Source organism: Sporosarcina sp. P18a (assembly GCF_002743135.1).
Classification (GTDB): domain Bacteria; phylum Bacillota; class Bacilli; order Bacillales_A; family Planococcaceae; genus Sporosarcina.
This window is the reverse complement of sequence record NZ_PDYQ01000001.1, coordinates 768,656-793,531: the sequence shown is the minus strand read 5'-3', so window position 1 is coordinate 793,531 and position 24,876 is coordinate 768,656. Positions and strand designations below refer to the sequence as shown.

Below are 24,876 nucleotides of genomic sequence, written 5' to 3'. Positions count from 1 at the left end.
ACTAACTTTTGTCCATACATCTATACTAGCTCCATAAAGTTCATTATTATATTCGTTAATATCTTATCTATTTTCATTTAATTATCTGTAGAATACAGAGTGATACCATCGTCTGTCCAATATCCTTTTACCATTTTGAAGGGTAAAGCATCTCATGTAAGATAATTCTGATATAATTTATTAAATAGTTGTTCGAAAAAATGTTGCATAGTCTTCATTTGATAAAACACTCGGAATTACTTTTGTATTTCGGTCTGTGTAGAAGGGTCAGATTATATCAATGAGTAAAATGATGAAAATTATTGGGGCCGTTGCGATTATCAATATACTGGCCAGGTTATTTGGTTTTATTAGAGAGATAGCTATAACGAATGAGTATGGTGCGTCGAATACAGCTGATGCTATTGCAACCGCATATTCAATTCCAAACTTTATTTATCTTGTTGTTGGCGGTGGATTAACGACTGCGTTTATATCCGTGTATCATTCAACGAGATCAGATAAAAAGATGTATGTTCGGAAGTCACTTACGACTGTTCTTATGACTTCAGTTTTCGTCACCGTTACATTAATCATCTTTGTAGATCCCACTTTGAAACTCTTTTTCAAAAATCGGAATGCAGAAGAATATGCATTATTACGCAACCTATACCTTTGGATGATGCCATCTGCAATTATCCTTGTCTTATCGACGTGGATGAGCGGTGTGCTAAATGTAAACGGTAAATACAACCTATCCAGTTTTGCAGTTCTTTTATATAATGTAGCTTTCGTCGGGATTGCTGTCTTGCTAACAGGTTATTTCGGTCCCGAATCATATGGAATAGGTGCATTATGCAGCGCTCTGTTAATGGGTGCATTTCTTTATGTAGGACTTCGAAAATCAAAACTGTATTCATTAAAACTATCTTTCGGGATGTCTGAAGATGTTAAGAAGTTATGGGTGATCGCTTTGCCGATATTATTCGGTGGAGCTTCGTTACAATTCTATATTCTTATTCATAGGATTGTGTCTAACTGGTTTGGTGAAGGTGTGACTACCGCGGTTAACATTGCTTCGAAGTCGACTGGGCTTCCTCAGGCCATCTTGATGACTGCAGTAACGACCGTAATTTATCCTCTCCTTAGTAAAAAAGAAGGGGAGGGTAACATTGAGATAATCCGAACTCTTTATAAAAAAGGATTACTTTATTTATTCGCCCTACTCGTACCAGCAACAGCTATCGCTTATTTCTTTGCTGAACCGCTTATCAGTCTTGTCTTTGAGCGTAAAGAATTTACAAGAGAATCGGTCTTGCTTACGGTACCGATATTCCGTGCATTTTCGCTGTCGATGTTTTTTCTCGCTGCGAATACTTTTATCACTCGATTCTACTATGCAAAAGCCAACTCAATAGCGCCGGTATTATTTAGTGTAATTAGTGTCCTTGGCATCAATGTAGGAGTTATCTATCTGATGATGAACTCATTAGGTGCTTCCGCAATTGCTTATGGTACGACAATTAGTGCGGCCGCAAACTTTTTGATGCTTGTTATATATGCAAGGATGAAATGGAAATTATAAAAAAAGGTCAGTTTATAGTATGCTTTTACTCAAGTAAGGGGGGGCCATTCTTTGGAAAGGCACCCCCTTACTTGAGTAAAAAAAGTACAAACGCAAACAGGGTATTATATAAAGTCTTTTATAGTTAATTCTAGTGTGTCCCCATCAAGTTCTAACAAAAAAGTATTGTCCCAATTCATTACCTCTTTACATGTGATGGATAACGTATTATTGACCCAACCAGTAAATGTAATCATATCGATCATTTCTATTGGACTTTCCAAAAGTATTTTATCCCTTAAATTAGCTTCTATCTTTTCAATAGTATAATCACCAGCTATTATGAATTCCCCGGATGGAGTTACAGTTAAACTTTGATATCGATGTTGGGACTCATATTCGATTACTTCTCCACTAAGACGATCCAGTTGAAATAGATAATCTGAAGTGAGAACTAGAACCGTGTTATATTTCTTCGATAATGCAACAGCACGCGGCGCGCCTCTTAATTCACCACACCATTCATTAAAATCCTCATTCTCAAATTTTACCCATGTCCAACTTTTTGAATTCCATGGACTGGCAACATCATAAATTTTCTCTTGGTATTGGCCTGAATAGGGTTGGTCTATTATTTCCGCTTTGGTTATCATCTAGTTCGTCCTCCAAAAAATCGGGTATTTATAAAGAGTGTTTATTTGCACTATCTTTATCCATGCAATTCGAACAAAAAATAGTACTTTCTTTTTTTCAAATACGCTTTAATTTCGACCATCATGCTATTCTTTGGAGCTTTCATCTTTGCATAGATTTCTTCACCATCTAGAATTTCTCGATCGCAAGTAGCGCAATATAAAGTTCGTTTTAACATTTGAACATCTCCTTTTTGAATCTGGCCCACCTGTCGAACAACGATCATCTTTTTAATAACTTCATGTCATTGTACCAAAAACTTCTAGATGATTTGTTTACACTTCACTTTTGTACCACGTTACTGCCGGATTAACTTGACAGTACTACGCTTTAATCGGGCTGTTTGATCATTACACACTACATATCCTGTTTTTAGTTGAATTAAATATGAAACGATTTCCTACCTTATCCGTATATGTAGTATGAAACAAAATCTTGTAACTGGAAAAGAGTGTTGGGTATGTTGAGTTTATTACTATTTTCATTACTTGTAGGGGTTGTTGCGAGTGCTATTATCGTTCCGTTCCTCTCTGTAAATAACAGAAAAGAACCGTTATCGTTTAACCGGTGGGTCGCTTTCGGGACACTTACGGTGATCAGTATGATTGGCGTATTCCTATTTTATTACGTGACAAATTTAGACCGTAATTGGACCTCGCTTTGGGCATTGCTACTAGTTGTTGCTATTTTAGGAGCAGTGGTTTCTCAAGGTATAGAGCGTAAAATCAAAATGGTTGTATCATTGGCAGCGTTACTCATTGGCGTGTATGTGTTAAGTGCACCTCTTTTCAACGCGAATAAAAAGTATGAAACCGTTGCGATGACGCAGAAAGTTGAAATTACAGCGTTTGATGAATCGAAAACGCCAGCCAGTGTACCACCCAAGTTTGCACGTAATAAAATGAAAAAAGCGTTTGGTCAAGTACCGGATACGAGCTATTATGAACTGGGACATTTACAAATTCAAAAAGTGAATGACCAATTTGTCTATATTGCGCCTGTTGAGTTTTCAGGATTTTTCAAATGGTTTAACGGTAAAACGACACCTGGTTATTTCACGATGAGTGCAACGGATTCATCAGATAACCCGAAATTCATTAAAACAGAAATGGCGTATACGACGTCTTCGTACTTCCATAAAAAAGTGTATCGTAAAATGCGTATGGAAATGCCAGATTTAATCTTTTACGGAGATGTTCAACTAGAAATTGATGATGAAGGGAAGCCGCATTATATTCGCACGTATGGAGAATTCATTTCAGCACGTAACGGGTTTAACGCCAAAGGAATTGTTATGTTGAATCCTGAAACGGGCGCTACGAAGAAATATGCGTTACAAGATGTTCCTGAATTTATTAACGGAGCCGTTTCACCTGAAGCGGTAAGTCTTCAAAATAGTTATTTCGGTAAGTATATCCATGGTTTTTGGAATTCACTAGTTGGCAAAAAAGATGTTAAGATCCCTTCGGACGAAGGGACAGAAGCCAATGTTAGCCCGATCTTTGATGCGAATGGACATATGTATTACTTCACAGATTTCACCAGTCCAAAAGAAGGAGTAGACTCGATGCTTGGCTATGCATTAACAGATGGTCGAACAGGGAAAGCGACGTATTACACGGGGGATTTGGAAGAGTCCTACATGGATTCACAAGGTGCGCTCCAGATCATTGAAAAGAAGTTTATCGAAAAGAAATGGAACGGGGAAATGCCTGTCTTGTATAACTTCTACGGTGAAGCCAGCTGGTTGACGCCGGTACTTGATTCAAATGGATTCTTGCAAAATTACTTCATTGTTTCCGCTGCGAATCCCGAAATCTCGGTATTTGCGAATTCACCAAATGAAGCGTTGAAATTGTATAAAACGGCACTTCAACGTGGCGGCAGTACAGTAGATGGAAGTTCCAATGCAGAAGAAGCAAAAGCAACGATTACAGCCATGCGCGTGTTTAAAGAACGCGTCGGTGATTTTACACTCGTTTCAATTCTCGCAAAAGACGGTCGAAACTTCCTTGTTTCATCGGAAGTTGAACCTCTTTCGATTTATGTAGAAGAAGGCGATCAGCTAACGGTGACGTATTTGGAAACGGGTGAGTTATTTCTACCTGTGAAGGAATTGGTTAATAACAGTGTGAAATAAATAATGATGAAATAGCCTGACAGCGCATTCGCGTGGTCAGGCTATTTTTTTAAGAGTTCCATTTCAAGCTTATTATTACTGTTAGTCATTGATAAAAAAATTTTACATTAATGAAACAGATGAATTTCAACACTCTATAAGAGTCATCGTTTCAACCCCGCTATCTCTTCTTCAGTCAAATAACGCCACTGACCCCGTTCCAATGATCCAAGCTTAATATGCTTAATTCGAACTCTTTGCAAGTGCGTCACAGTATATTGAAACCGTCTGCACATTCTGCGGATTTGTCGATTCAATCCTTGAGTTAACGTAATACGAAACGTGAAGTCGTCGAGCGGAGTTACGGTGCAAGAGTTAGTCGTCGTATAGCTTTTCGTTCTCGGATTATAAATATCTACCCCGTTGGATAAGTCTTCTATAAAGGTATTCGTTATTTTTTTATCGACCGTCACCACATACTCTTTTTCCTGATGGTTTTCGTCTTTCATTAACTCATTTACAATACTTCCATCATTGGTTAATAAAAGTAGACCTTCTGTTTCTTTATCCAAACGTCCAACAGGAAATATACGTTCAGGGTAGGATACGAAGTCGATAATATTACCGGCAATAGTAGGCGAAGCTGTACAAGTAATCCCGCTTGGTTTATTAAGTATCATATATATGTCTGGTGCGATGTGCGTGATGGGGTGCCCGTCCACTTCAACCTGATCATGATCTTCAACAAAATACACATGCGATGCGATGTTGCCATTAACTAGAACTTTTTCAGCCGTAATATAGCGCTCTGCTTGTCTTCTGGAACAGAATCCCGAAGAACTAATATATTGATTCAACCTCAACGTGTCCGCTCCTCGTCTATCTACGTGTTTCTTCTATTATAACAGGTTTGCTATTTCGTGGAATGCCTTCATATTGTTATATTATACTGGTAGTGCTCGAAGCTTACTTGTTAAACATGTTCATCAAATGACAAAACGTAGAAATTAGGAGGGGTTGTCAATGAATATTGCATTCATGCCATTAACCGAACCAACATCCATTCTTGTGAATACGCTCAATCGATGGGGGAACGATGTGAATTTAAAGTCATTGTCTCAACCTAATCCAAGTAAAGAAGAATTGGAACGAGAAAAGGTTTTGACTATTGAAGATGTGCGCCGTCGTTTAAAATACCAACATATATTCCTGATCTATTTGGAAAATAAGCTGATCGGGGAAATGAGCTATACGGTGGACCCTGAGCATTTATTTAGAAAAGAAACAGGGACGGCATGGATCAGTATTTCCATTGGCGAGGCTGAATGCCGTGGGAAAGGAATTGGTTTTATCGCTTTAGCGTACTTAGAAGAGCAAGTTAGAAAGCATGGTCTTCAACGAATCGAGCTAGGCGTGTTTGAATTTAATATACCTGCTTTGAAGCTTTATGAGAAGTTAGGGTATCAAGAAATTGGACGTATAGAAAACTTCACGTATTATGATGGGGAAATGCGGACTGATATTCGTATGGAAAAGCGTATTGGAATTAATTTTCCTAGTAGCTAGGACGTAACCATATCTGCAAAAGATCGTACATGAGCAACCAAATGGTTATAGTCATTTTAAAAGTCTGCTAAATAGTGAAACTAAGCGTGCTTTTAGATATAAAAAAGAAGAACTACAAAGGTTTATTTTAAGTACTAAACATTAGGGTTGCTTTTTTATTTACTGTCTGTTATATTTAAAGAGTATTATCTTTGTTCTTTTTCAGATCGAGAATATATTTCATGGAAATATATTTTGTTTTTCGTCTAAAGTTTTGAGCAAGTATAGTAACATCATTGTGTGGAGATCCACACTAGGAGGCAATTAATTATGGAACAAGGTACAGTGAAATGGTTTAACGCAGAAAAAGGTTTCGGTTTCATCGAGCGCGAAGCAGGAGAAGACGTATTCGTACACTTCTCAGCAATCCAAGGCGACGGTTTCAAATCTTTAGACGAAGGTCAAAGTGTAACATTTGAAATCGAACAAGGACAACGTGGCCTACAAGCTACAAACGTTCAAAAAGCTTAATAACAGCTTGGAAAAGACCCTACTTGTAGGGTCTTTTTTTATTTGCTAAAATTTATCTATAGTATATAAAAGAACCAATTAGAGGGAAGTTGTTCATTATGTGGATAAAAGAGTATTGACAGTCGTTTTAAGAAGGAGACTTTGTATATGAAAAAACTAGAATCATTACCGGTTGAAGAATTACTCGATCAGTTAGAGGTGCTTGTAGATCAGCGCGATGATGGAAAGGATTTTTTACTGCATTCCATTATTTCAATTGAAACTGCATTGCTTCGCGTAATTAAGTCCGATCCAGAGAGCGATTATGCACTGAGTATCGTCAAAATTGAAAGCGATCTCAAGGAGCATCTTGTAAAGTATGGAACGTATTTAAAAACAGAGTATCGTAAAGACGAGATATCAGCAAAGAGCACACTGAAACAAGCGCTTCGATACGATCAAACGATTCCGCTAGCTCATTATCGTCTTGGCTTTATAGCATATAAACAGCAAGCGTATAAAAGCGCACTTTTCCACTTTCAACATGCAGTGGAATATCAACGGTTGAAACCTCAACATAAAATGAGTTTGTCGAATCAGCAAAGTTATCATGCGTTGCTGTATTTGAGTAATAGTGCGTTATATCTTGCAGCCGAAGCACAACAACAAAGTCAAAAAATTTCAATACATAATGATGTAGAACAGACGAAAATCGATCAATTAACACTCTCTCCGTTATATAAGCTGATAGATGCAAATTCGAGTTACCTGGCACAACACGCATTTCAGATTACCGATAGCGAGGGACAGCGTGGAGCATCGTGGGAAGAGTATGAGGAATTGATTGATGACGCAACTAAGGATGCGCTCATTCTTGATATGACAGGTAGAGAGATCTGGGTCCGATATGGCGGATCAGCAGTTAAACTAACTATCTTGAATGCTGAACTTCTTCGTAAGCTGATGTTGAATTCAAGTGAAACTGTGCCTTTGGCCAAAACGGACCTCTCGGATTTATTCAGTGTGCAATCAGGTGATATCAAGATTGAGAGATATGTGAAAAGCATTTCCCGACTTCGTGAGAAACTGAGGAATTTGAAACTTCCGCTAGACGTTATAGGGATGGTTGCCAAGCCATTAAATGGACAAGATACTTCCTACTACTATCGATCTACAGAAATCCTTTTCATGCTTATAGAATATGCAGAAGGCGGTCAATGACAGGCCTGTCACCAGGTATTTCATATACTTTAGTTATCACTTAAAGAGGAGCTGTTGTATATGAAAATGAAAATGACTTGGAATCGCTTGTGGGTACGTCATGGTTGGGACTTGGAGCCTTTAATCGGTAAAGGTTGGAGTGAGGATAAACATTTTCGTGCACACAAAGAAACAGATGAGAACATGAAGTTTTTAACTTCATGTCTTGCTAAAGCGAATGTATTATTCGACTATGATGAAGAACGTAGACTTCTGACAGTAGAAAGTGCTCCCCTCGAAGAAGAGCAATGGTTGCCCGTAGTAAATGCGAAGTATAGAGGCAGGACAGAAATGTGTGGAATGTATACTGAAAATCGTCAACTGAATATATACCAGTTGGATACGTTTATGAGCGGATTCATTCGCCAAGTCAATCGATTGGGCATTCAAACAGAATACTCATGTGATGGTCATAGTAAACGAAACCCTTCGCTTGACGTACAAAAAGGCGAAGGTGCAACACTTCTCATGGAGTGGTTACGAGCATTAGGAATTGCGTGTAGAATGTGCCGTGAGAATACTCAGCGGGATACGTTACAGATTTTAACTCCTAAAGAGAATTTGCTAGATCTAGCGGAACAATTGTCTACGATAGATAAAGCGTGGCTCACAAGCGGTGACTCAATCGAAGAACGCTTATTTCAAATTGAGCTAGAGCAATTGCTGAATGTGCCGGGTAAGAGTGGGAATGAAGGGGAGATTCGTCAACATGTCGCAACGAAACTTAGACCATTCGTAGATACAATGCGTACGGATTCATTTGGAAATCTGCTTGCGGAAAAAACGTATGGATCAGGAAAAGGTCGAGTTATTTTAGTAAATGCACATCTGGATATTGTCCGTGAACTCATTCCGGGACGTCAAATCTTAAAAACGGATGGGGTGTGGAGCAGCAGTGAAGGGATTTTAGGGGCAGATGATCGTGCCGGAATTGCGATATTGCTTCAAATTTCCAAATATCTTCATACAAGTCGCTTTACAGGTACGGTAAAATATATCTTGACTGTAGAAGAGGAGACTGGACTTATTGGAGCGTCTGAAGTCGATTCCGCATTTCTTGAAAATGTCGATGCGGCTTTTGTGTTGGATCGAAGAGGCAGTGGAGATATCGTAACGTCATGCGCAGGAATGGAATATTTTTGTACAAAATCTTTCGGAATTGCTATTGAAGAAATTGCAGTAATCAGTGACGCGGGGGAATGGAAATGTACGCCAGGCGGCAGTAGCGATACGCGGATCTGGGCGGCCGCGGGTATACAGAGTGTCAATCTATCGGTAGGATATCGGAATGAACATACGAATTCAGAGTCGCTTCACGTAGGTGATTGTTATAACACGGTTACTCTACTTAAAAGCATATTTTTGAACACGCGTCTGTTGATGCCGAGTGTCAGGGAATTGAAAAGGTATCAAGCGACGCACGGAAGGATTTCAAAAACACGAATATAACGGATCACTAGTTATATATGAGAGGAGTGTCCATATGGACGTGGTATACATTGCCGGTGGCTGTTTGTGGGGTGTACAAGCGTTTATCAAAACCTTACCTGGCGTAACGTTTACGGAGGCAGGGAGAGCGAATGGAACACTTCATTCACTTGAAGGTGAGTATGATGGGTATGCTGAATGTGTAAAAACAGGATTTGATCCTGCCGTCGTAACTATTTCGGACTTAATGGACTATTTATTCGAAATCATTGATCCGTATAGTGTGAATAAACAAGGAGCAGACGTTGGTGAGAAATACAGAACGGGCGTCTACAGTGAAAACCTTGAACACTTGGAAGAAGCGAGAGCGTTTATTACGAAGAGAAGTGATGTGGACCGTATAGTTGTGGAAGTATTGCCCCTTACAAACTATGTGAAGAGTGCAGATGAACATCAAGACAGATTAGCTAAATGCCCAACGGATTATTGTCATATACCAGCTGACTTATTAACTAAATATGGTTCATGAAGAATGCGCAGTTGAAATCAAGAAAAATGACAACATCGTCTGATGAATTGGTATATAATGGACTCAGCTTATAAAACGGTCTTATTTTAGAAACAAGTGTACAGTAGTGATAGATAAGGGGAGTGACATACATTGAAATATAACAACACGTGGGATCTAGAGAGTATTTTTGCAGGTGGAACGCATTCTGAGGAAGTACAAACTAAACTTTCGGCTGTCAAAGAAGATATTGCTCTTTATGTAGATCAGTTAAACGCTTGGAACAGTGATCCGGCTAATGATGCTTCTACTTTGCAGGGATTATTAAACAAGCAAGAAGTAATTGGTAAAGGCTTAGGCCAAGTGGGTACATTTATCAATATGTGGCGTGACGCCTTCATGGATGATCCATATGCAAGCGTTGTCATAGGCCAAGTGATGGAACTAAGCAGTGAAATCCAGCAACTCTCCACAATCTTTACGAAAAAATTGGTAGCTCTTTCGGATGAAAACTGGAATAAACTTCTTGAAGACGATACTTTACAGGTCATCCGTTTCTCATTAAATGAAATACGTGATGAAGGTAAACGGTTATTATCTGAAGCGGAAGAAAAACTGATTGCTAAACTAAATAAAGACGGTCTCGCCGCGTGGAGTGATCTATACAATACAGTGGGCTCCACGATGACCGTTCCGTTTACAGATAAGGACGGGAAAACCACAGACTTATCGATCGGGCAAGCGATGAACAAAATGTACGCCGATCCTGATGCAGAAGTGCGTGCAGCGCTTTTTGAGAATTGGGAAAAGACTTGGTCTGCGAATGGACCGATCTTTGCAGACATTTTGAATCATTTAGCGGGCTATCGCTTAACGTTACAAGATGCTCACGGGAGAGAAGGCCATTTAGAAGAGCCGCTTGAATATAACCGGATGTCTAAAGAAACGCTAACTGCGATGTGGTCAGCAGTGGATGCGCAGAAACAAACATTCATTGATTATTTGGGACAAAAAGCGGATTTATTGGGAATGGATCAGCTTGGTTGGCAAGACGTGGCGGCTCCAGTTGCAGTCGGTGAAACAAAGCCGACACGCTTCACATATGACGACGCCTGTGATTTTATTATTAAACATTTCGCTTCATTTGGTCCGAAATTAACCGACTTTACGAAACATGCATTGGAAAACCGTTGGGTGGAAGCGGAAGATCGCGCAAACAAACGACCAGGTGGTTATTGCACCAGCTTGCCTGAATTTGAAGAGTCACGTATTTTCATGACATTCACAGGTTCACCAAGTGATACAAGTACATTGGCACATGAATTAGGGCATGCTTTTCATAGTCACGTAATGAAAGATTTACCGACATTGAACCGTAATTATGCGATGAATGTCGCAGAAACAGCGAGTACGTTCGCGGAAACGATTATTGCCGATGCTACGGTGAAAAATGCTGTATCCGATGAAGAGAAAATCTCTCTGTTAGCGAATAAATTAGAAGGTGCCACCGCAATGTTTTTAAATATTCGTGCTCGCTTCCTATTTGAAGATCAGTTTTACACGGAACGCGCGAAAGGCATAGTATCAGAAAATCGCTTGAATGAATTGATGGTAGACGCACAAAAAGAAGCATTTGGTGCTAGTTTATCTTCTTATCATCCGCATTTCTGGGCAGCTAAGTTGCACTTCTTTATCGATAGCGTGCCGTTTTATAACTTCCCGTACACATTTGGCTACTTGTTCAGCTTAGGGATCTACGCAGAATACTTGAAACAACCTGAAGGGTTTGAAGAAAAGTATATTGCCTTATTACGTGATACTGGATCTATGACAGTAGAAGACCTCGCGAAAAAACACCTGGATGTAGATGTGACGAAAGAAGATTTCTGGGCAGCTGGCATTACGCTAGTGGCTAAAGACGTGGAAGAGTTTGTTGAATTGACAAATATAGTACGGAAGTAACCCCGAAGAAAAAAATCCCGCTCCTTTTATAAAAGAAGCGGGATTTTCTAGTTGTTTTACTTATTTCCTTGTTTGCCGAACTTATCTAGTATATAACCAGCCACTGCTGCGACCAACGCTGGTACTGCCCAGCCGAGTCCATGTTCGAAAAACGGAATAACGTTCAGCCACTCGGTAACGCGATCAGAACTGTACCCCGTGCTAGCGAATACTTCGTATAACGCAAAAACGAATGTGATAAATATAGAAAGCCGATACATCATCTTCCCGCCACCCACAACATGTTGGGATAAGGAAAGAATGACTAGTACAATCGAGATCGGATAAATAAATACTAATAAAGGTATGGCCAAAGCTAATATAGCATTCAATCCTAAATTAGATACTACCAAGGCGAATAATACAAAAATCGCGACATAGGCTTGGTAACTGAACTTCGGATATATTTCATTAAAGAACCTTGAACAAGCATTAATTAGACCGACACATGTCGTTAAACAGGCTAGTATGACGATGATACCAAAGAGAAGTCCTCCGCCACTTGGGAATAACATGCTTGCGGCTGCAGTTAATACTTCCGCACCATTTCCAAATGTTTGTTCTTTTGGAATGACTTTACCAATCCATCCGAGTGAGAAATACACGACGGCCAATCCGATACTAGCGATGAAGCCGGCACCCAACGTTCCTTTAACAAGTTCCGACTTCGACCTCGAACCTTTATCTTTGAGCGCATTGATCACGACAATCCCAAACGCTAGCGCTGCAACGGCATCCATCGTGAAGTAACCTTCTAAGAATCCATTAACAAATGGAGTTGATGCATAATCTTCTGCTGGAGCTGCAGATATGTTATCAAATTTGATAAACGCTTGGACAACGAGCACGCCTAAAACCAACAGTAGAATAGGTGTTAAAAACTGGCCGATGCGATCGACGATTTTTTTAGGATTTAAGCTGATGTAGTAGGTTATACCGAAAAATACTAGAGAGAATATAAGCAACGGTAAGTTGCCATTCACTTCCACTATCTGTTTAAATCCTAACTCATACGCAACATTGGATGCTCTTGGAATACCATAAAATGCTCCAATCGACATATAGATGATGATCGCAAAAATCATTCCGAACACTTTATGTACGCGGCTACCCATAGACAATAGCCCGTTATCAGACAAGGCAATCGCAAGAATAGCCATGAACGGTAGTAGAACGCCCGTGATGAGGAAGCCTACAATGGCGGGTGCAAAGTTAGTCCCTGATTCCAAGCCAAGAAATGGTGGGAAAATCAGATTTCCAGCTCCAAAGAATAAAGAGAAGAGCATGAATCCCGTGAATAGTATGTTTTTTTTACTCACTATAATACCTCCTGATGTTTTTGTGTGTAGAGTAAAATGAAAGTACATAATATATGTGTAATTGCATTTAGAATAGTAAGACTTCGCAAAATATAATGTGAATTGTGTCGATTATGTACCCAACGTGGTTGAATTCATCTAACACTTTTCATTACATACGATAGTTTTGATCAATCCGGTGCTCTGTTCATATACCATTTTCTCTCCTTTATTTTTGCGCAGAAAAAACTCGCCCCCTAAATAGGGACGAGTTTTTACTCGCGGTACCACCCATGTTCCAAAAGCTTCGTAAACGATAAAAACGTTTCATTCTAATTCATCTTACGATTATATGTTTTCCATGTAACGTTGGAAATCCGGCAAAATTTACTATTTTCAACTTTGCATCTTAGAGATGATTTTCGGATATGCTCTGTTCATCGACTCTCACCACATGTCGACTCTCTGGGGAACGAACTTCATACCGTACTCTTTCTCGTCACTGAATATTATATACTACAATACAATTTAACAGACAACTATTAGAAAGGTCAATACCTTTTACTATATTCCGAATATTACCATAGCACGTTATTTTTTTAAAGAGAATTCCTTGATCCAAGAAGAGGAAAGGCAGTGTTTTATTGGTATGTGGCCTAGTGAGTGTCTTTCGTTCCGGAGCATCTATCGAATGTAGGTGTACAACCTATTATCTATACCTATTCAGACCATCGACAGGTATATTTAGTTGTCTGGAGACCCAATATGATGAGCAGGGAGTAAATGAGGTATAGCTAATTGAATAAATTCTTCTGGCGTGATCTTGTGACTATTTCTCATCCAGTCTACAGAAGCTCCGTACATGCCAGAGCTCAATATGATAGCTATAATTCTCAACCCTTCATCTTTTTCGGAATGCTGTTGTGGTGAAAGTAATTGATAAAAAATGATTTCAAGCTGTTCTCTAATAATCCGGGCAATGGTATCTTCATATCCTCTATGACAACGATTCGATAAGGATTTTTGGAAGTTCGTAATGGCTACAAAAATACTAGTTATGGCTTCTTCAGTTAATTCATTATGTTGATAATTGCTACAATCCAAATTAACTAGTAATACTTCAGATAATACTTTTTCCAATAAATCGTAGATGTCTTCAAAGTGATAATAGAACGTGGCACGATTAATCATCGCTTCAGCCGCAATATCTGTAATGGTAATCTCTTTAAACTCTTTTTTACGCGAAAGTTCCATAAAAGAATCCATAATTAATTTACGAGTGCGTTGAATTCGTGGATCTGTCTTTAGCTGATTCATATAGATTTCCCTCCTACTTTTTATACAATATCTTCGATGTGTTGTATAAGCGACATATTCAAGGTTCCATTGGTGTTGATTCATTTCATTATGGTATAGAATTTAGTGGTAAGCAAATGATTAACACGTGAAGCAATAGGAACTCACTGTAATGTGAATGCTCTGTAGTAGTGGGAGTGAATCGCAAGTATCAAGCGGATGAGACAGTTGAAAAGGGGAATCAGACATTGAAAAACAATAATAAAATGATATGTGACATGGAAACAGGTGTATGTGGAGATGCCGGAAATGAAGAGATGGAGATAATCGACTTTAACCAGTCGGCAAAAAAGATTAATCTGTACTATGTGACGGATCCTATATGTTCACATTGTTGGGCGATTGAACCTGTTCTAAGACGTTTTGTAGAACAGTACGGTAGTTACTTCAACATGCACACCGTCATGGGCGGTTTATTAGAAAAATGGCATGACGGGCCAATCGATCCCGCAAACGGCATTTATAAGCCTGCTGACGTCGCGGGTCACTGGAGAGAAGTTGGAGAACATGCAAGAATGCCGATTGATGGCAGTGTCATGATCGATGATCCAGTTCAATCATCTTATCCACCATCCCGAGTTTTTAAAATCATTCAAAAAAATTATAATGATGCTATGGCATCTGATTATTTACGACGTACAAGAGAAGAACTTTTTGTATTCAATCAAAATATTTCGGAACGTTCTGTAATGATTGAAATCGTCAATACACTTGGCCTTGATGGGGAAGCTATCATCGATGAAGCCGAACAACCAATCGGACAACAACTATTAAATGGAGATTTTGCGCTAGCTAGAAGTTTAGGCGCTACTGGTTTCCCAAGCATCATTATGATCAATGCGGACAATAAAGGCGTGAAAATTGTAGGCGGACGTCCACTTGAAACGTACGTTGACGGATTAAAAAAAGTGTTAGATGTAGAAGTATTACAACCAAAGCAACAACCAGCACTTTCTAGCGTACTTGAAAAAGAAAGACTGCTTTTTTCAAAAGAAATTGAAGTCATGTATGATGTTGAACAATCAGATATTGCTTCATATGTAGAAAAAGAACTTTCATCAAAACGTTATCAAGCAATAGAAATTCTAGGAGAAATCTATTTTACAACTACTGAATCAAAAGGAGAATGAACATGACATACGTAGTACAAGTCGATTTTACAATGAATGGACCATTCGGGGATGAAATGGCAGAAGCATTTGCCGATTTAGCAACGAGTATTAATGAGGAAGAAGGATTCATTTGGAAAATTTGGACGGAAAATCCTGAAACGAATGAAGCAGGTGGAATTTACAATTTCGAAACAAAGGAATCTGCTGAAAAGTATGTGGAAATGCACACGAAAAGATTGGCTAGCTTTGGGATTACAGACGTTAATGCCAAAATATTTGCAGTCAATTCTACACTTACCGCGATTAACAAAGGTCCCGTAAAATAAATCACTGGAAGTATGGGTATAGAAAGGAGGCGTTTTTTTGTTACAAAAACTTGCAGCAAGTAGTCATTCAAAGCCGTTTACTGGACCATTTACCATTACACGGGTTCAACCAGGCAACATTCTTCAGGATGAAAAGAAGGACACGGCGTTTGGACCATTAGCTATCATTGATCATGCCGTCATGAAAAAAGGTCTTACGATTAGAATGCATCAACACGTAAATGATGAAATTTTAAGTTACATTAGCTCAGGCGTCATGCATCACAAAGATTCTGCGGGTTTTGAAACAGCTATTGCACGGGGGACACTCATGATGATGAATGCAGGAGCAGGCTTTTGGCATGAAGAAAAAGTGAAAGAAGATGAAGTAGAAATGCTTCAAATCTTCGTTCGACCGAATGAAACGGACCTTCCACCGGCTATTCAATTTCATGAAAAATCGATAAATCAAAAAGATTGGTATGTCTTAGTGGGACCTGAAGGAAGCAAGTCGCCACTGTACGTCAGGCAACAAGTCTATATATTAGACGCGCATCCGAAAGCGGGTGAAGTGCTAGATATTCCAACATATACCGGGCTAACGCCTTTTCTATATGTAATGAATGGAGAGATTACGATGCAACATCTTACGATAGGCAAACAAGAAGCCGTAACGAATTTGCTCCATGATCTTCCATCTATCACCGCGAATTTAGACTCGACCCTCGTGTTGTTTTTTGTTGAGATGAATGCACCGATGTCTATGGACGGAACGATTAGTGGAGTAAAGAGCTAACGGCCGTCGTACAGTAAAAAAATTAAAGTGTTGACAACTGAAATAGACTCGTGATATATTTACTACGAATTCGAGATAAGTTAATTAGTTATAACTTTGGTTGAAGTTTAGATTCATACAATTTCATTTTTTTATGATAATGTCTCGAATTAGTATTAAATTAATTCAGTTCAATAATAGGAGGTATTTTGAACCTTATCATACACGATCATGTTACAGCTGTAACAAACAAGGCGGAAAAAAGTGTGTTTTCCTATGTGAAATGTTGTGGTTGAAAAATGGGCTTGCAGAGATTTTTGGTTAAAATCTCTCTTGGATGGAATACCTATAAAAATGGAATCATCAATGAAACCATTCGATACAGTAGGAAGCGTACCTACAATCAATAAAAAGTATTTGTGAGGAGTAGGAAGTAAAATGGGTTTTTTTAGTACGTTTTTTAAAACAAAACAAGAGGAGGAAATAACTATGACAAAATCAAACATAGGTATTATTTTAGGATCAACACGCGAGGGACGCGTAAGTCCACAAGTCGGAGCATGGGTAAAGGAATTAGCAGATCAACGCGGGGATGCTAATTACACGGTTATCGATATCGCAGATTATGCATTACCCCTTTTAGGTGAATCAGGTGGAGATGCATCAGGCGCAGCAGCTTGGTCAGAAATTATCGCGAAACAGGATGGATTTGTATTCATCGTTCAAGAGTACAATCATTCCATTTCAGCTGCACTTAAAAATGCATTAGACTACCTTCGCGTAGAGTGGAACAACAAAGCAGCAGGTATCGTGTCATATGGTTCAGTTGGCGGAGCTCGTGCGGCAGAACATTTACGTGGTATTTTAAGTGAATTATCCATAGCGCACGTTCGTGTTCATCCTGCACTATCCTTATTTACAGATTTCGAAAATGGCACGGATTTCAAACCAGCTGCAGTGCAAGCTGCTTCAGTAGAGCAAATGTTAGACCAAGTAATCCCTTGGACCATTGCATTAAATACCATACGCAAATAATGTACTGGTATATAGATCTTTATAATGACCATATTAATAAAACGCATGACCAAAATGGTAATAATTTCGGATACAAACCAATTAATTGTATGTAATTCGAGATCAATGCACTATACGATGGTTTTAACACATAAAAAAGGAGAGTTTTAACATGACAAAATGGAATGTAGATGCAGCGCACTCAAATGTAGGTTTTTCAGTGAGACATATGATGGTATCCAATGTGAGAGGTAGTTTTACTGGAATTGAAGGTTCAGTTACTGGGGATCTTGACAATTTAACCAATGCGAAAATCCACTTTGAGATTGATGTGAACACTATCAATACACATAATGAAGATCGTGACAACCACCTTCGTTCAGCTGACTTTTTTAATGTAGAACAGTATCCACATATCACATTTGATTCGACTGAAATTGTGAAAACAGGAGAAGATGAATATGATGTAACAGGGGACTTGAAAGTTAAAGATATTACGAAGAAAACTACGTTTAACGTAACGCGTACAGGAGCTGGAAAAAACCCATGGGGTGTAGATGTAGTGGGTTTTGAGGCGGGGATAAAAATTTCTAGAAAAGAATATGGTTTAACTTGGAACCAAGCGCTAGAAACAGGTGGCGTATTAGTAGGCGATGATATTACAATCACAGTAGAACTTCAAGTGAATCCCGAATAATGAATGGCGATTTCTCATCGCGTAGACGATGACCATCAACTTGTAAACGACCGACATTTCTCACGACAATGAGTTTCAGGCGTCTCATCAAGTAAATTATTTTTAAAAAGGCGTATCCTTATTCAAAAAGATCTCTATATAGCTAGTGAAGAGGCAAATAGCTGCCACTTACAACTAGTTAGTAGGGGGATACCATCATGCAAATGATCCATGAACCATTTCTGCAATTTCATCCACACACGGCGGCACAGATCGGAATTAATGAATCGATGTTCCTGCAACAAATCCATGAGCTGTCTTTCGGTCCTCATGATACGGTAGAAGGAACGCAGTGGGTGAGGAGATCGTATAAAGAGTGGCATGACGTGATGAGTTTCTGGTCAATGGCTACGATTATTCGAGCAATTCGAAAGTTGGAGAAGTCCGGTTATATTCGTTCTATGCGACAGAACTTCGGAGAAAAGATGTATCTCGTGGATTACGAAGTCTGTGAGTCAAATGCGATATTTCTGCTACAACCAGCGAGAGAAGAACTTTTGAACGTGAACTAATGTCTATTACAGGTGAGTGGAGGCTCTATGCTTCCGCTCTTTTCGTGCAGTTTTGTAGATCGAAATTATTTTCAAAATGAGTATCCTTATCCAAAAAGCCCTCTATATAGTAAGTGAAGTGGTGAATTGCTATCACTTACACGCAATTGAGGAGGAATTCAGTATGAAGTTATTACTCAATGAACAGCCATTACAATTACTACCGTCTCTAGTACATTTAGTCGGGTTAAATGAGGCGTTATTTTTGCAACAATTGCATTTCCGTTCACTCATTTCAAAAAATATGCGTGATGGCCATCTATGGGTGTGTAAAACGTATGATCAATGGTTGGAAGAATTTTCGTTCTTATCACGAATGACGATCAAACGCACGATTTATAATTTGGAGAAACAAGGATACCTTATTTCGACTTCTGAATACAACAAGATGAAAATAGATAAGACGAAATGGTATCGGATTGACTACACCAAACTACCGGCCTTGTCTATTCAAGATGAAACACCGGTTGCAGAAGCTGTCCCCGAAAAAAGTGAACTGGAAATAGATCATGCGATGTTTCAATCTGATACAACGGACGTTTCATTTCGAAACGCTGTGTCGTACCAAAGCGAAACGAAGGACTGTACCAATATGGGACGGCCAATAACCAAAGAACTTAAAGAACTTAAAGAACTAAAGAATAAAGATTGTGTCGAGAAGCCTCTCGACGATACGCATGTTGTTATTGCTTATTTGAATGAACAAACCGGTAAGCAATTTAAAGCTACATCTGCAGCTACTAAGAAATTTATTCATGCAAGAGTGAAAGAGGGCTATACAAGGGAGGATTTCATACGAGTGATTGATCGTAAAGTATCCCAGTGGAATCATCATCCTGAATACCGTGCATACTTGCGTCCGTCGACGTTATTCAACCCGACGAACTTTGAAAACTATTTGAATGAACAACCGGCGAAACCTATACAAACTACGCAAAACTACGTGCTGCATTCTACTGAACTGGATTTTAGTCAGGGTGAAGATTTAGGTAATCTAGCGAGCGTAGTGGAAAAATAACTCTTTTTAAAAAAGATCATCATTTTGGATTCTGAATGTTTGACACACCGTCCATAAAAAAGCATGATAAGAGTAAAAGAACGGTAACTATGCTGCCGAATTCACGTGATCAACGAAAGAGGTTTTGAGATGGAAGAACAGAAATACGAATACTTGGCGGATAACCCAAATAGCAAAGTACTGCCAATTATGTTGGCTCTCATCATCGGTGCATTTTTCGCCATTTTGAATGAAACATTATTGAACATCGCACTCATTACACTGATGGATCAGTTTTCCATTACGTTACCGACCGTACAATGGATGGCCACAGGCTTCATGCTGGTCATGGCAGTCGTCATCCCGATCTCGGCCTTACTTATACAATGGTTCACGACGAGGCAATTATTTCTCGGTACGATGACCGTCTTCACGATAGGAACGATCGTGGCAGCAAGTGCTACGACATTTCCGATTCTATTAACAGGTCGACTGATTCAGGCTGTGGGAACAGGATTATTGATGCCAATCATTTTCAACGTTTTCCTACTCATTTATCCACCGCATAGACGTGGTAAGATTATGGGAATCATTGGACTCGTCATTATGTTCGCACCAGCGATTGGGCCCACGTTATCAGGAGTGATCGTGGAATATCTCGGATGGCGCTATTTATTCATCCTCGTCATTCCATTCGCCTTATTTTCTATTGGATTCGGTTATAAATACTTGATCAATATTACAGAAGTCACAAAACCAAAAATCGATTATATTTCATTGGTATATTCATCAATTGGTTTCGGTTCACTCGTCTATGGATTTAGTTCGGTCGGTGAAAGCGCTGATGGATTTGCAAGTCCTCGCGTATTGTCGTTGATCGGTGTCGGTGTGATCGGAATCGCGCTTTTTGCTGTAAGACAACTTAAGTTAAAAGAGCCCGTCATGGATATGCGTGTGTTTCGTTATCCGATGTTCACGCACTCGGTCTTTCTGTTCCTGATTATTATTATGGCGATGTTCGCTTCTGAAATTATTTTACCCATCTATATGCAAGGACCACTCGCTCTTAGCGCAGCGACAGCAGGTTTGATCCTACTGCCAGGCAGTATTTTAAATGGGGTTATGTCTCCATTTATGGGGTCATTATTTGATAAATTCGGACCACGTGTGCTGATGATACCCGCTACGATTGTGCTCAGCGGGACGATGTTCATGATGAGCCGATTGACACTCGATACACCTATATGGGTGGTGGTCACGAGTTATATCTTGTTAATGCTCAGTGTATCTGCGATTATGATGCCAGCTGAGACGAATGGACTGAATCAGTTGCCGAAACGTTTATATCCGCACGGCACGGCAGTTATGTCGACGCTACAACCTGTTGCTGGAGCCATTGGTGTGTCGGTATTTATTAGTATTATGAATGCTAGACAATTGCACTTCCTAAAGAAATCCACGACGCCTGAAGACGCATTAACTGCTGATCTGGCTCTCGTAGCCGGTGTGGAACTTGTGTACTTTATCGCATTCGCTATGTCGCTTGTGGCAGTTGTGCTGTCGTTTATCGTGTATCGTGCTACACCGCAAGAAGATGTACAGGAAAGTAATTCATTGGAAAATCCTCAATCCTTGTCATAGGGTTGAGGATTTTTACGTCTGCAAACCTATAAAAGTATGGTAATAAGCTCAACTGGTTGACTTTCAAATCCGAGAATACTACTATGAGTTCATATACCAACTAAATTAATAGGAAAAGGGTGTTATGGAATGACTACTATAAAAGTACAGCCCATCCACGACGTGAAAAGTCCTGTGGAACGAGATGAGCTGCTATTAAATCCACCGCAGAAACTACTGATTGCGGGTGCAGTACTTGTGGCGGTCGTATTATTTGCTTATTTGCTAGCCACCCAGCATATTTCCCAATCGATGCTTCTCGGCATTGGGTTATTGCTTGGTTTTACTCTCTTTCATGCACGCTTTGGCTTTACGTCTGCATTTCGACGCATGGCGTCAGTTGGAAATGGCCAAGCGATGCGATCGCATATGCTGATGCTGGCACTAGCGGTAACATTATTTGCACCGATCTTAGCTTATGGCACGACATTTTTTGGCGGTCCGGTCGCCGGCTATGTTTCGCCTGTAGGCGTTAGCCTCATCGTAGGCGCCTTTGTCTTTGGAATTGGCATGCAGCTTGGCGGCGGGTGTGCTTCTGGTACGCTGTATGCGATAGGTGGCGGACGTACTGTGATGTTTGTAACGCTAGCGTTCTTCATCATCGGTACAACAATTGGCGCATACCACTTACCATTCTGGACGGAAGAAATGCCTGCATTCGCTCCGGTTTCATTGGCTACTTCCACTGGCTTAGGATATGGTGGCGCTTGGCTTGTATCGATTGCGTTATTTGGATTCATTGCGTGGATCACGTTGATTATCGAGAAAAAGAAAAAAGCGCCGAAAATGGCGGCTCTTCCTACTGAAAGAGGATGGAAACGGATTTTCCGTGGATCTTGGCCATTGTTTGCAGCTGCGATTGTATTAGCGGTGCTGAACGCGTTAACGTTACTAACGCGTGGAACGCCTTGGGGCATTACTTCTGCTTTTGCGTTATGGGGATCCAAAATTGCTTCTGTACTTGGCTTTGATGTAGCGAGCTGGGGGTATTGGCAAGGCGCCAACGCAGCCGCGCTAGAAGCATCCATTTTCACTGATTCTACTACTGTGTTGAATCTTGGAGTGATTATCGGTGCATTCATCGCTTCAGCAGCTGGCGGTTTATTCAAATTCACACGCGTGACAGTAGGCAATTTTGCAGCATCCGTCATAGGTGGTCTGATGATGGGCTATGGCGCACGCCTTGCTTTCGGCTGTAATATCGGTGCTTACTTCGGCGGCATTGCCTCATTTAGCTTGCACGGATATATTTGGGGGATTCTCGCACTAGCCGGAACGTTCTTGGCATTGTATCTCCGCCCTTTGTTTGGATTAACCGTACCAAAATCCAATGATTCTGTGTGCTAATGAAATTGAACTAACGAAATTTGCAAAAAAGCACGAGATCCACGAAGTAGTTTCGTAGATCTCGTGCTTTTTAGTATGTACTCCTCACAACAACATCCGCAAATACTTTTCAAAATTCACTCCCGCCTCTAATGGTGTATCGCCTAAAGCCGTATCTTCTATGGCAGCGAGCAAGAATTCTTTGGCAAGCGCGATTGCCTGTTCCATGCCCACACCACGAAGTCGGCTACCCATCAGTACCGATGCAAATAAATCACCAGTGCCTGAATAGCTTTTATTATTGAACGGCACCGTAGTGAAAAGTGTGTCCGTGTCGTTAATATACATATTGCCAATAGTAAATTGCCGGCTTGGTGGCTGTATGCCTGTAATGATAATTTCCGCGCCGGTTGCTTGTTGAAGAAGCTTACCTAAATCCTCTACGATCTTCAGGTAATCTCGTTCGTCTATGCAGCGGTGCAATGTGTCATAACTATAACCGGTCAACAAACAGCATTCGGTAAGGTTCGGCGTAATAATATCCGCACGCGCGACCAAAACCTTCATTTGTTCAAGAAGTTCTTCGTCAAAATTATCATACGCTATTCCATTATCACCCAGTACCGGATCAACGAGTAATAGCGTTCGATCCGTATAAAAACTCTCTAGAAATGTGAGGATCTGGCGAATTTGTTCTTTGCCCGTAATATATCCGGTATGAATACCGTCAAAGGAGACATGAAGCTTCTTCCACTCCTCCGTGTAGAGCGGCATGGCGTTCGTTAGATCATGACAGTAATAGCTTGGATATCCCGTTTGCGCAGACAAAACCGCAGTAGGCAATGGGCATGCTTGCACGCCCATCACGGAAAGCACAGGAATCGCGGCAGTGAGTGAGCATTTACCGAATGAAGACAAATCTTGAATAATTGCAACTTTTTTCATGGGGATTCCTCCGTAAATCGCTATGTATTATACGTATCATAGCATAAAGAATGCAGTAGATTGTTGTATAAGAACTAGTATGGATTATTTAGTGAGCTATCATTATGTAGGAAAACGAGAGATTTTCAGCATATGTTTCAAGTAGAATTTTTATCGAAAATCTCGGGTTACAATTTCTAGTCTGGGGGGTATACATAAGACGAAGACCAACCCAACGTGTTGAGTTGCAGAGGTTGCGAGAGAATGAAAATTACTTGATATACAAACTCAAAATACAAAAGAAGGTGGGTAATATCTTGGTTCATCATAATGAAGACTATTCCAAGCATTTCTCCGAAAAAAAGTTTTGGGATAAAATTCTTAATTTCGGAAAACAAGCGGGTGTTAAATTAGCGTATGGAACGCTATTACTGTTCTATACTTTTAAAAAGCCAACAGTTCCGAAGAAAGTAAAATCTACTATTTTAGGCGCTTTAGGCTACTTCATTCTACCGTTAGACGTTATACCAGATTTCACACCTGTCGTGGGGTATTCCGATGATTTGGCGATCGTCGTGGGGGCTTTGCTAGTGGTGGCTACATATATTGACGCAGATACAAAACAACTAGCAAAAATTAAGGTAATTGACTGGTTTGGTGAAAATGCTGTAAAAGATACTGAGTCCTTGGATGATGAAATGGAAAAGAAGTTACAAGATAGAAGAGAGAAGAAGCAGATGAAAAACGAGAATAAGAAAGTTAAAGAACATATTTAAGGCCATGAAGAAAGAGAATAAAAAAGATAGGATCAACATGAACGATTAAGTGCTTTTTGAAAGTTTATTCTCGTAGCTTTATTAGTGTACCGCCTATACATTGGATCTAGTTAAATTATTTCAAATTAGTAAATATAGAGAGAATATTAAATTAATTTTCACTCTTTTCTATGGTATCATGGTTTAATAGTAAATAACTTACTAGTTAGAAAGTGGTGAAAGCGTGTGAAGGATTGGAAATTCACTTCGGTTATACGGTAATTTCTATTGGAGTTTAGAAGGTAATGAGTCACGATGAAAAGAAGAGGGAAAATAAAAGAATTATTCTACCATACCAAAACGACATTTGTTGTAAGCGGTTTCAAGTGTGAGGAAAGTGAAGTGCGAAAGTTAGGGATATGGTTAACTAAAAGGGAGTG

The 24,876-nt window shown here is 39.8% G+C and carries 24 protein-coding genes and 1 other annotated feature; of the genes, 18 read left to right on the top strand and 6 right to left on the bottom strand.

Annotated features, from left to right (window positions below):
• The first annotated feature begins 280 nt into the window (after positions 1-280).
• The gene (murJ, locus tag CSV75_RS03935; RefSeq protein WP_099674828.1) at positions 281-1,564 is read left to right on the top strand and encodes a murein biosynthesis integral membrane protein MurJ; all 1,284 of its coding nucleotides are present in this window, start codon (positions 281-283) and stop codon (positions 1,562-1,564) included.
• A 104-nt stretch (positions 1,565-1,668) separates the two neighbouring features.
• Here the strand turns inward: murJ and CSV75_RS03930 are convergent, their stop codons facing one another.
• Positions 1,669-2,196 carry a hypothetical protein gene (locus tag CSV75_RS03930; protein ID WP_099674827.1) on the bottom strand — a complete coding sequence of 176 codons (528 nt, stop codon included), beginning with the start codon at positions 2,194-2,196 and terminating at the stop codon, positions 1,669-1,671.
• A 56-nt stretch (positions 2,197-2,252) separates the two neighbouring features.
• The gene (locus CSV75_RS16405) at positions 2,253-2,414 is read right to left on the bottom strand and encodes a hypothetical protein (RefSeq protein ID WP_199171294.1); all 162 of its coding nucleotides are present in this window, start codon (positions 2,412-2,414) and stop codon (positions 2,253-2,255) included.
• A 282-nt stretch (positions 2,415-2,696) separates the two neighbouring features.
• Here CSV75_RS16405 and CSV75_RS03925 point away from each other — a divergent pair, with 282 nt between their 5' ends.
• Positions 2,697-4,376, top strand: coding sequence for a hypothetical protein (locus CSV75_RS03925; protein ID WP_099674826.1), 1,680 nt, complete (start codon positions 2,697-2,699; stop codon positions 4,374-4,376).
• A 143-nt stretch (positions 4,377-4,519) separates the two neighbouring features.
• Here the strand turns inward: CSV75_RS03925 and CSV75_RS03920 are convergent, their stop codons facing one another.
• The gene (locus tag CSV75_RS03920; RefSeq protein ID WP_099674825.1) at positions 4,520-5,218 is read right to left on the bottom strand and encodes a pseudouridine synthase; all 699 of its coding nucleotides are present in this window, start codon (positions 5,216-5,218) and stop codon (positions 4,520-4,522) included.
• Between the two features lie 160 nt (positions 5,219-5,378).
• On the opposite strand from CSV75_RS03920, the gene CSV75_RS03915 reads away from it, so the two are divergent.
• From CSV75_RS03915 to CSV75_RS03890, 6 genes are all read left to right on the top strand, one after another.
• Entirely contained in the window at positions 5,379-5,921 is a 543-nt protein-coding gene (locus tag CSV75_RS03915) for a GNAT family N-acetyltransferase (protein WP_099674824.1), read from the top strand.
• Between the two features lie 309 nt (positions 5,922-6,230).
• Positions 6,231-6,431: a cold-shock protein gene (locus CSV75_RS03910; RefSeq protein WP_085130578.1), complete on the top strand. Its 201-nt coding sequence runs from the start codon at positions 6,231-6,233 to the stop codon at positions 6,429-6,431.
• A 147-nt stretch (positions 6,432-6,578) separates the two neighbouring features.
• Positions 6,579-7,631: a tetratricopeptide repeat protein gene (locus tag CSV75_RS03905; protein WP_099674823.1), complete on the top strand. Its 1,053-nt coding sequence runs from the start codon at positions 6,579-6,581 to the stop codon at positions 7,629-7,631.
• Between the two features lie 60 nt (positions 7,632-7,691).
• On the top strand, positions 7,692-9,119 hold the full coding sequence (locus tag CSV75_RS03900) for a M28 family peptidase (RefSeq protein WP_099674822.1): 1,428 nt from the start codon (positions 7,692-7,694) through the stop codon (positions 9,117-9,119).
• 34 nt (positions 9,120-9,153) lie between these two features.
• Positions 9,154-9,627, top strand: coding sequence for a peptide-methionine (S)-S-oxide reductase (locus CSV75_RS03895; RefSeq protein ID WP_099674821.1), 474 nt, complete (start codon positions 9,154-9,156; stop codon positions 9,625-9,627).
• 132 nt (positions 9,628-9,759) lie between these two features.
• A complete protein-coding gene (locus CSV75_RS03890; RefSeq protein ID WP_099674820.1) occupies positions 9,760-11,568 on the top strand; it encodes a M3 family oligoendopeptidase in 1,809 nt (602 codons plus the stop codon).
• A gap of 56 nt (positions 11,569-11,624) precedes the next feature.
• On the opposite strand, the gene brnQ is transcribed toward CSV75_RS03890, so the two are convergent.
• Complete coding sequence (brnQ, locus tag CSV75_RS03885) at positions 11,625-12,926, bottom strand: branched-chain amino acid transport system II carrier protein (RefSeq protein WP_099674819.1); 1,302 nt, start codon at positions 12,924-12,926, stop codon at positions 11,625-11,627.
• Between the two features lie 239 nt (positions 12,927-13,165).
• Positions 13,166-13,417, bottom strand: a binding site (T-box leader).
• 232 nt (positions 13,418-13,649) lie between these two features.
• Positions 13,650-14,222 carry a TetR/AcrR family transcriptional regulator gene (locus tag CSV75_RS03880; protein ID WP_099674818.1) on the bottom strand — a complete coding sequence of 191 codons (573 nt, stop codon included), beginning with the start codon at positions 14,220-14,222 and terminating at the stop codon, positions 13,650-13,652.
• 245 nt (positions 14,223-14,467) lie between these two features.
• Between CSV75_RS03880 and CSV75_RS03875 the strand changes: the two genes are divergently transcribed.
• The 9 genes from CSV75_RS03875 (at position 14,468) to CSV75_RS03835 (ending at position 22,778) form a co-directional block, all read left to right on the top strand.
• On the top strand, positions 14,468-15,391 hold the full coding sequence (locus tag CSV75_RS03875) for a DsbA family protein (RefSeq protein ID WP_199171313.1): 924 nt from the start codon (positions 14,468-14,470) through the stop codon (positions 15,389-15,391).
• Between the two features lie 2 nt (positions 15,392-15,393).
• Positions 15,394-15,699: a monooxygenase gene (locus CSV75_RS03870; protein ID WP_099674816.1), complete on the top strand. Its 306-nt coding sequence runs from the start codon at positions 15,394-15,396 to the stop codon at positions 15,697-15,699.
• A gap of 37 nt (positions 15,700-15,736) precedes the next feature.
• Positions 15,737-16,474 (top strand): pirin family protein, encoded by a 738-nt coding sequence (locus CSV75_RS03865; protein ID WP_099674815.1) that lies wholly within the window; start codon positions 15,737-15,739, stop codon positions 16,472-16,474.
• 468 nt (positions 16,475-16,942) lie between these two features.
• Complete coding sequence (locus CSV75_RS03860) at positions 16,943-17,488, top strand: NADPH-dependent FMN reductase (RefSeq protein WP_099674814.1); 546 nt, start codon at positions 16,943-16,945, stop codon at positions 17,486-17,488.
• A 151-nt stretch (positions 17,489-17,639) separates the two neighbouring features.
• Entirely contained in the window at positions 17,640-18,164 is a 525-nt protein-coding gene (locus CSV75_RS03855; protein WP_099674813.1) for a YceI family protein, read from the top strand.
• A 197-nt stretch (positions 18,165-18,361) separates the two neighbouring features.
• Positions 18,362-18,715 (top strand): hypothetical protein, encoded by a 354-nt coding sequence (locus CSV75_RS03850; protein ID WP_099674812.1) that lies wholly within the window; start codon positions 18,362-18,364, stop codon positions 18,713-18,715.
• 163 nt (positions 18,716-18,878) lie between these two features.
• Complete coding sequence (locus tag CSV75_RS03845) at positions 18,879-19,772, top strand: conserved phage C-terminal domain-containing protein (RefSeq protein WP_158231584.1); 894 nt, start codon at positions 18,879-18,881, stop codon at positions 19,770-19,772.
• Between the two features lie 129 nt (positions 19,773-19,901).
• The gene (locus tag CSV75_RS03840) at positions 19,902-21,392 is read left to right on the top strand and encodes an MDR family MFS transporter (protein WP_099674810.1); all 1,491 of its coding nucleotides are present in this window, start codon (positions 19,902-19,904) and stop codon (positions 21,390-21,392) included.
• Between the two features lie 129 nt (positions 21,393-21,521).
• Positions 21,522-22,778, top strand: coding sequence for a YeeE/YedE family protein (locus tag CSV75_RS03835; RefSeq protein WP_099674809.1), 1,257 nt, complete (start codon positions 21,522-21,524; stop codon positions 22,776-22,778).
• Between the two features lie 84 nt (positions 22,779-22,862).
• On the opposite strand, the gene CSV75_RS03830 is transcribed toward CSV75_RS03835, so the two are convergent.
• Positions 22,863-23,702, bottom strand: coding sequence for a pyridoxamine kinase (locus CSV75_RS03830; RefSeq protein WP_099674808.1), 840 nt, complete (start codon positions 23,700-23,702; stop codon positions 22,863-22,865).
• A 296-nt stretch (positions 23,703-23,998) separates the two neighbouring features.
• On the opposite strand from CSV75_RS03830, the gene CSV75_RS03825 reads away from it, so the two are divergent.
• Entirely contained in the window at positions 23,999-24,457 is a 459-nt protein-coding gene (locus CSV75_RS03825) for a YkvA family protein (RefSeq protein WP_369825341.1), read from the top strand.
• Positions 24,458-24,876 lie beyond the last annotated feature (419 nt).

Coding starts and splice junctions, on each gene's coding strand:
- CSV75_RS03895 (WP_099674821.1), top strand. CDS start 9,154: ATGGACGTGGTATACATTGCCGGTGGCTGTTTGTGGGGTGTACAAGCG.
- CSV75_RS03915 (WP_099674824.1), top strand. CDS start 5,379: ATGAATATTGCATTCATGCCATTAACCGAACCAACATCCATTCTTGTG.
- CSV75_RS03835 (WP_099674809.1), top strand. CDS start 21,522: ATGACTACTATAAAAGTACAGCCCATCCACGACGTGAAAAGTCCTGTG.
- CSV75_RS03855 (WP_099674813.1), top strand. CDS start 17,640: ATGACAAAATGGAATGTAGATGCAGCGCACTCAAATGTAGGTTTTTCA.
- CSV75_RS03875 (WP_199171313.1), top strand. CDS start 14,468: ATGATATGTGACATGGAAACAGGTGTATGTGGAGATGCCGGAAATGAA.
- CSV75_RS03910 (WP_085130578.1), top strand. CDS start 6,231: ATGGAACAAGGTACAGTGAAATGGTTTAACGCAGAAAAAGGTTTCGGT.
- CSV75_RS03905 (WP_099674823.1), top strand. CDS start 6,579: ATGAAAAAACTAGAATCATTACCGGTTGAAGAATTACTCGATCAGTTA.
- CSV75_RS03860 (WP_099674814.1), top strand. CDS start 16,943: ATGACAAAATCAAACATAGGTATTATTTTAGGATCAACACGCGAGGGA.
- CSV75_RS03925 (WP_099674826.1), top strand. CDS start 2,697: ATGTTGAGTTTATTACTATTTTCATTACTTGTAGGGGTTGTTGCGAGT.
- CSV75_RS03870 (WP_099674816.1), top strand. CDS start 15,394: ATGACATACGTAGTACAAGTCGATTTTACAATGAATGGACCATTCGGG.
- murJ (WP_099674828.1), top strand. CDS start 281: ATGAGTAAAATGATGAAAATTATTGGGGCCGTTGCGATTATCAATATA.
- CSV75_RS03880 (WP_099674818.1), bottom strand. CDS start 14,222: ATGAATCAGCTAAAGACAGATCCACGAATTCAACGCACTCGTAAATTA.
- CSV75_RS16405 (WP_199171294.1), bottom strand. CDS start 2,414: ATGTTAAAACGAACTTTATATTGCGCTACTTGCGATCGAGAAATTCTA.
- CSV75_RS03840 (WP_099674810.1), top strand. CDS start 19,902: ATGGAAGAACAGAAATACGAATACTTGGCGGATAACCCAAATAGCAAA.
- CSV75_RS03850 (WP_099674812.1), top strand. CDS start 18,362: ATGCAAATGATCCATGAACCATTTCTGCAATTTCATCCACACACGGCG.
- CSV75_RS03930 (WP_099674827.1), bottom strand. CDS start 2,196: ATGATAACCAAAGCGGAAATAATAGACCAACCCTATTCAGGCCAATAC.
- CSV75_RS03900 (WP_099674822.1), top strand. CDS start 7,692: ATGAAAATGAAAATGACTTGGAATCGCTTGTGGGTACGTCATGGTTGG.
- CSV75_RS03845 (WP_158231584.1), top strand. CDS start 18,879: ATGAAGTTATTACTCAATGAACAGCCATTACAATTACTACCGTCTCTA.
- CSV75_RS03830 (WP_099674808.1), bottom strand. CDS start 23,702: ATGAAAAAAGTTGCAATTATTCAAGATTTGTCTTCATTCGGTAAATGC.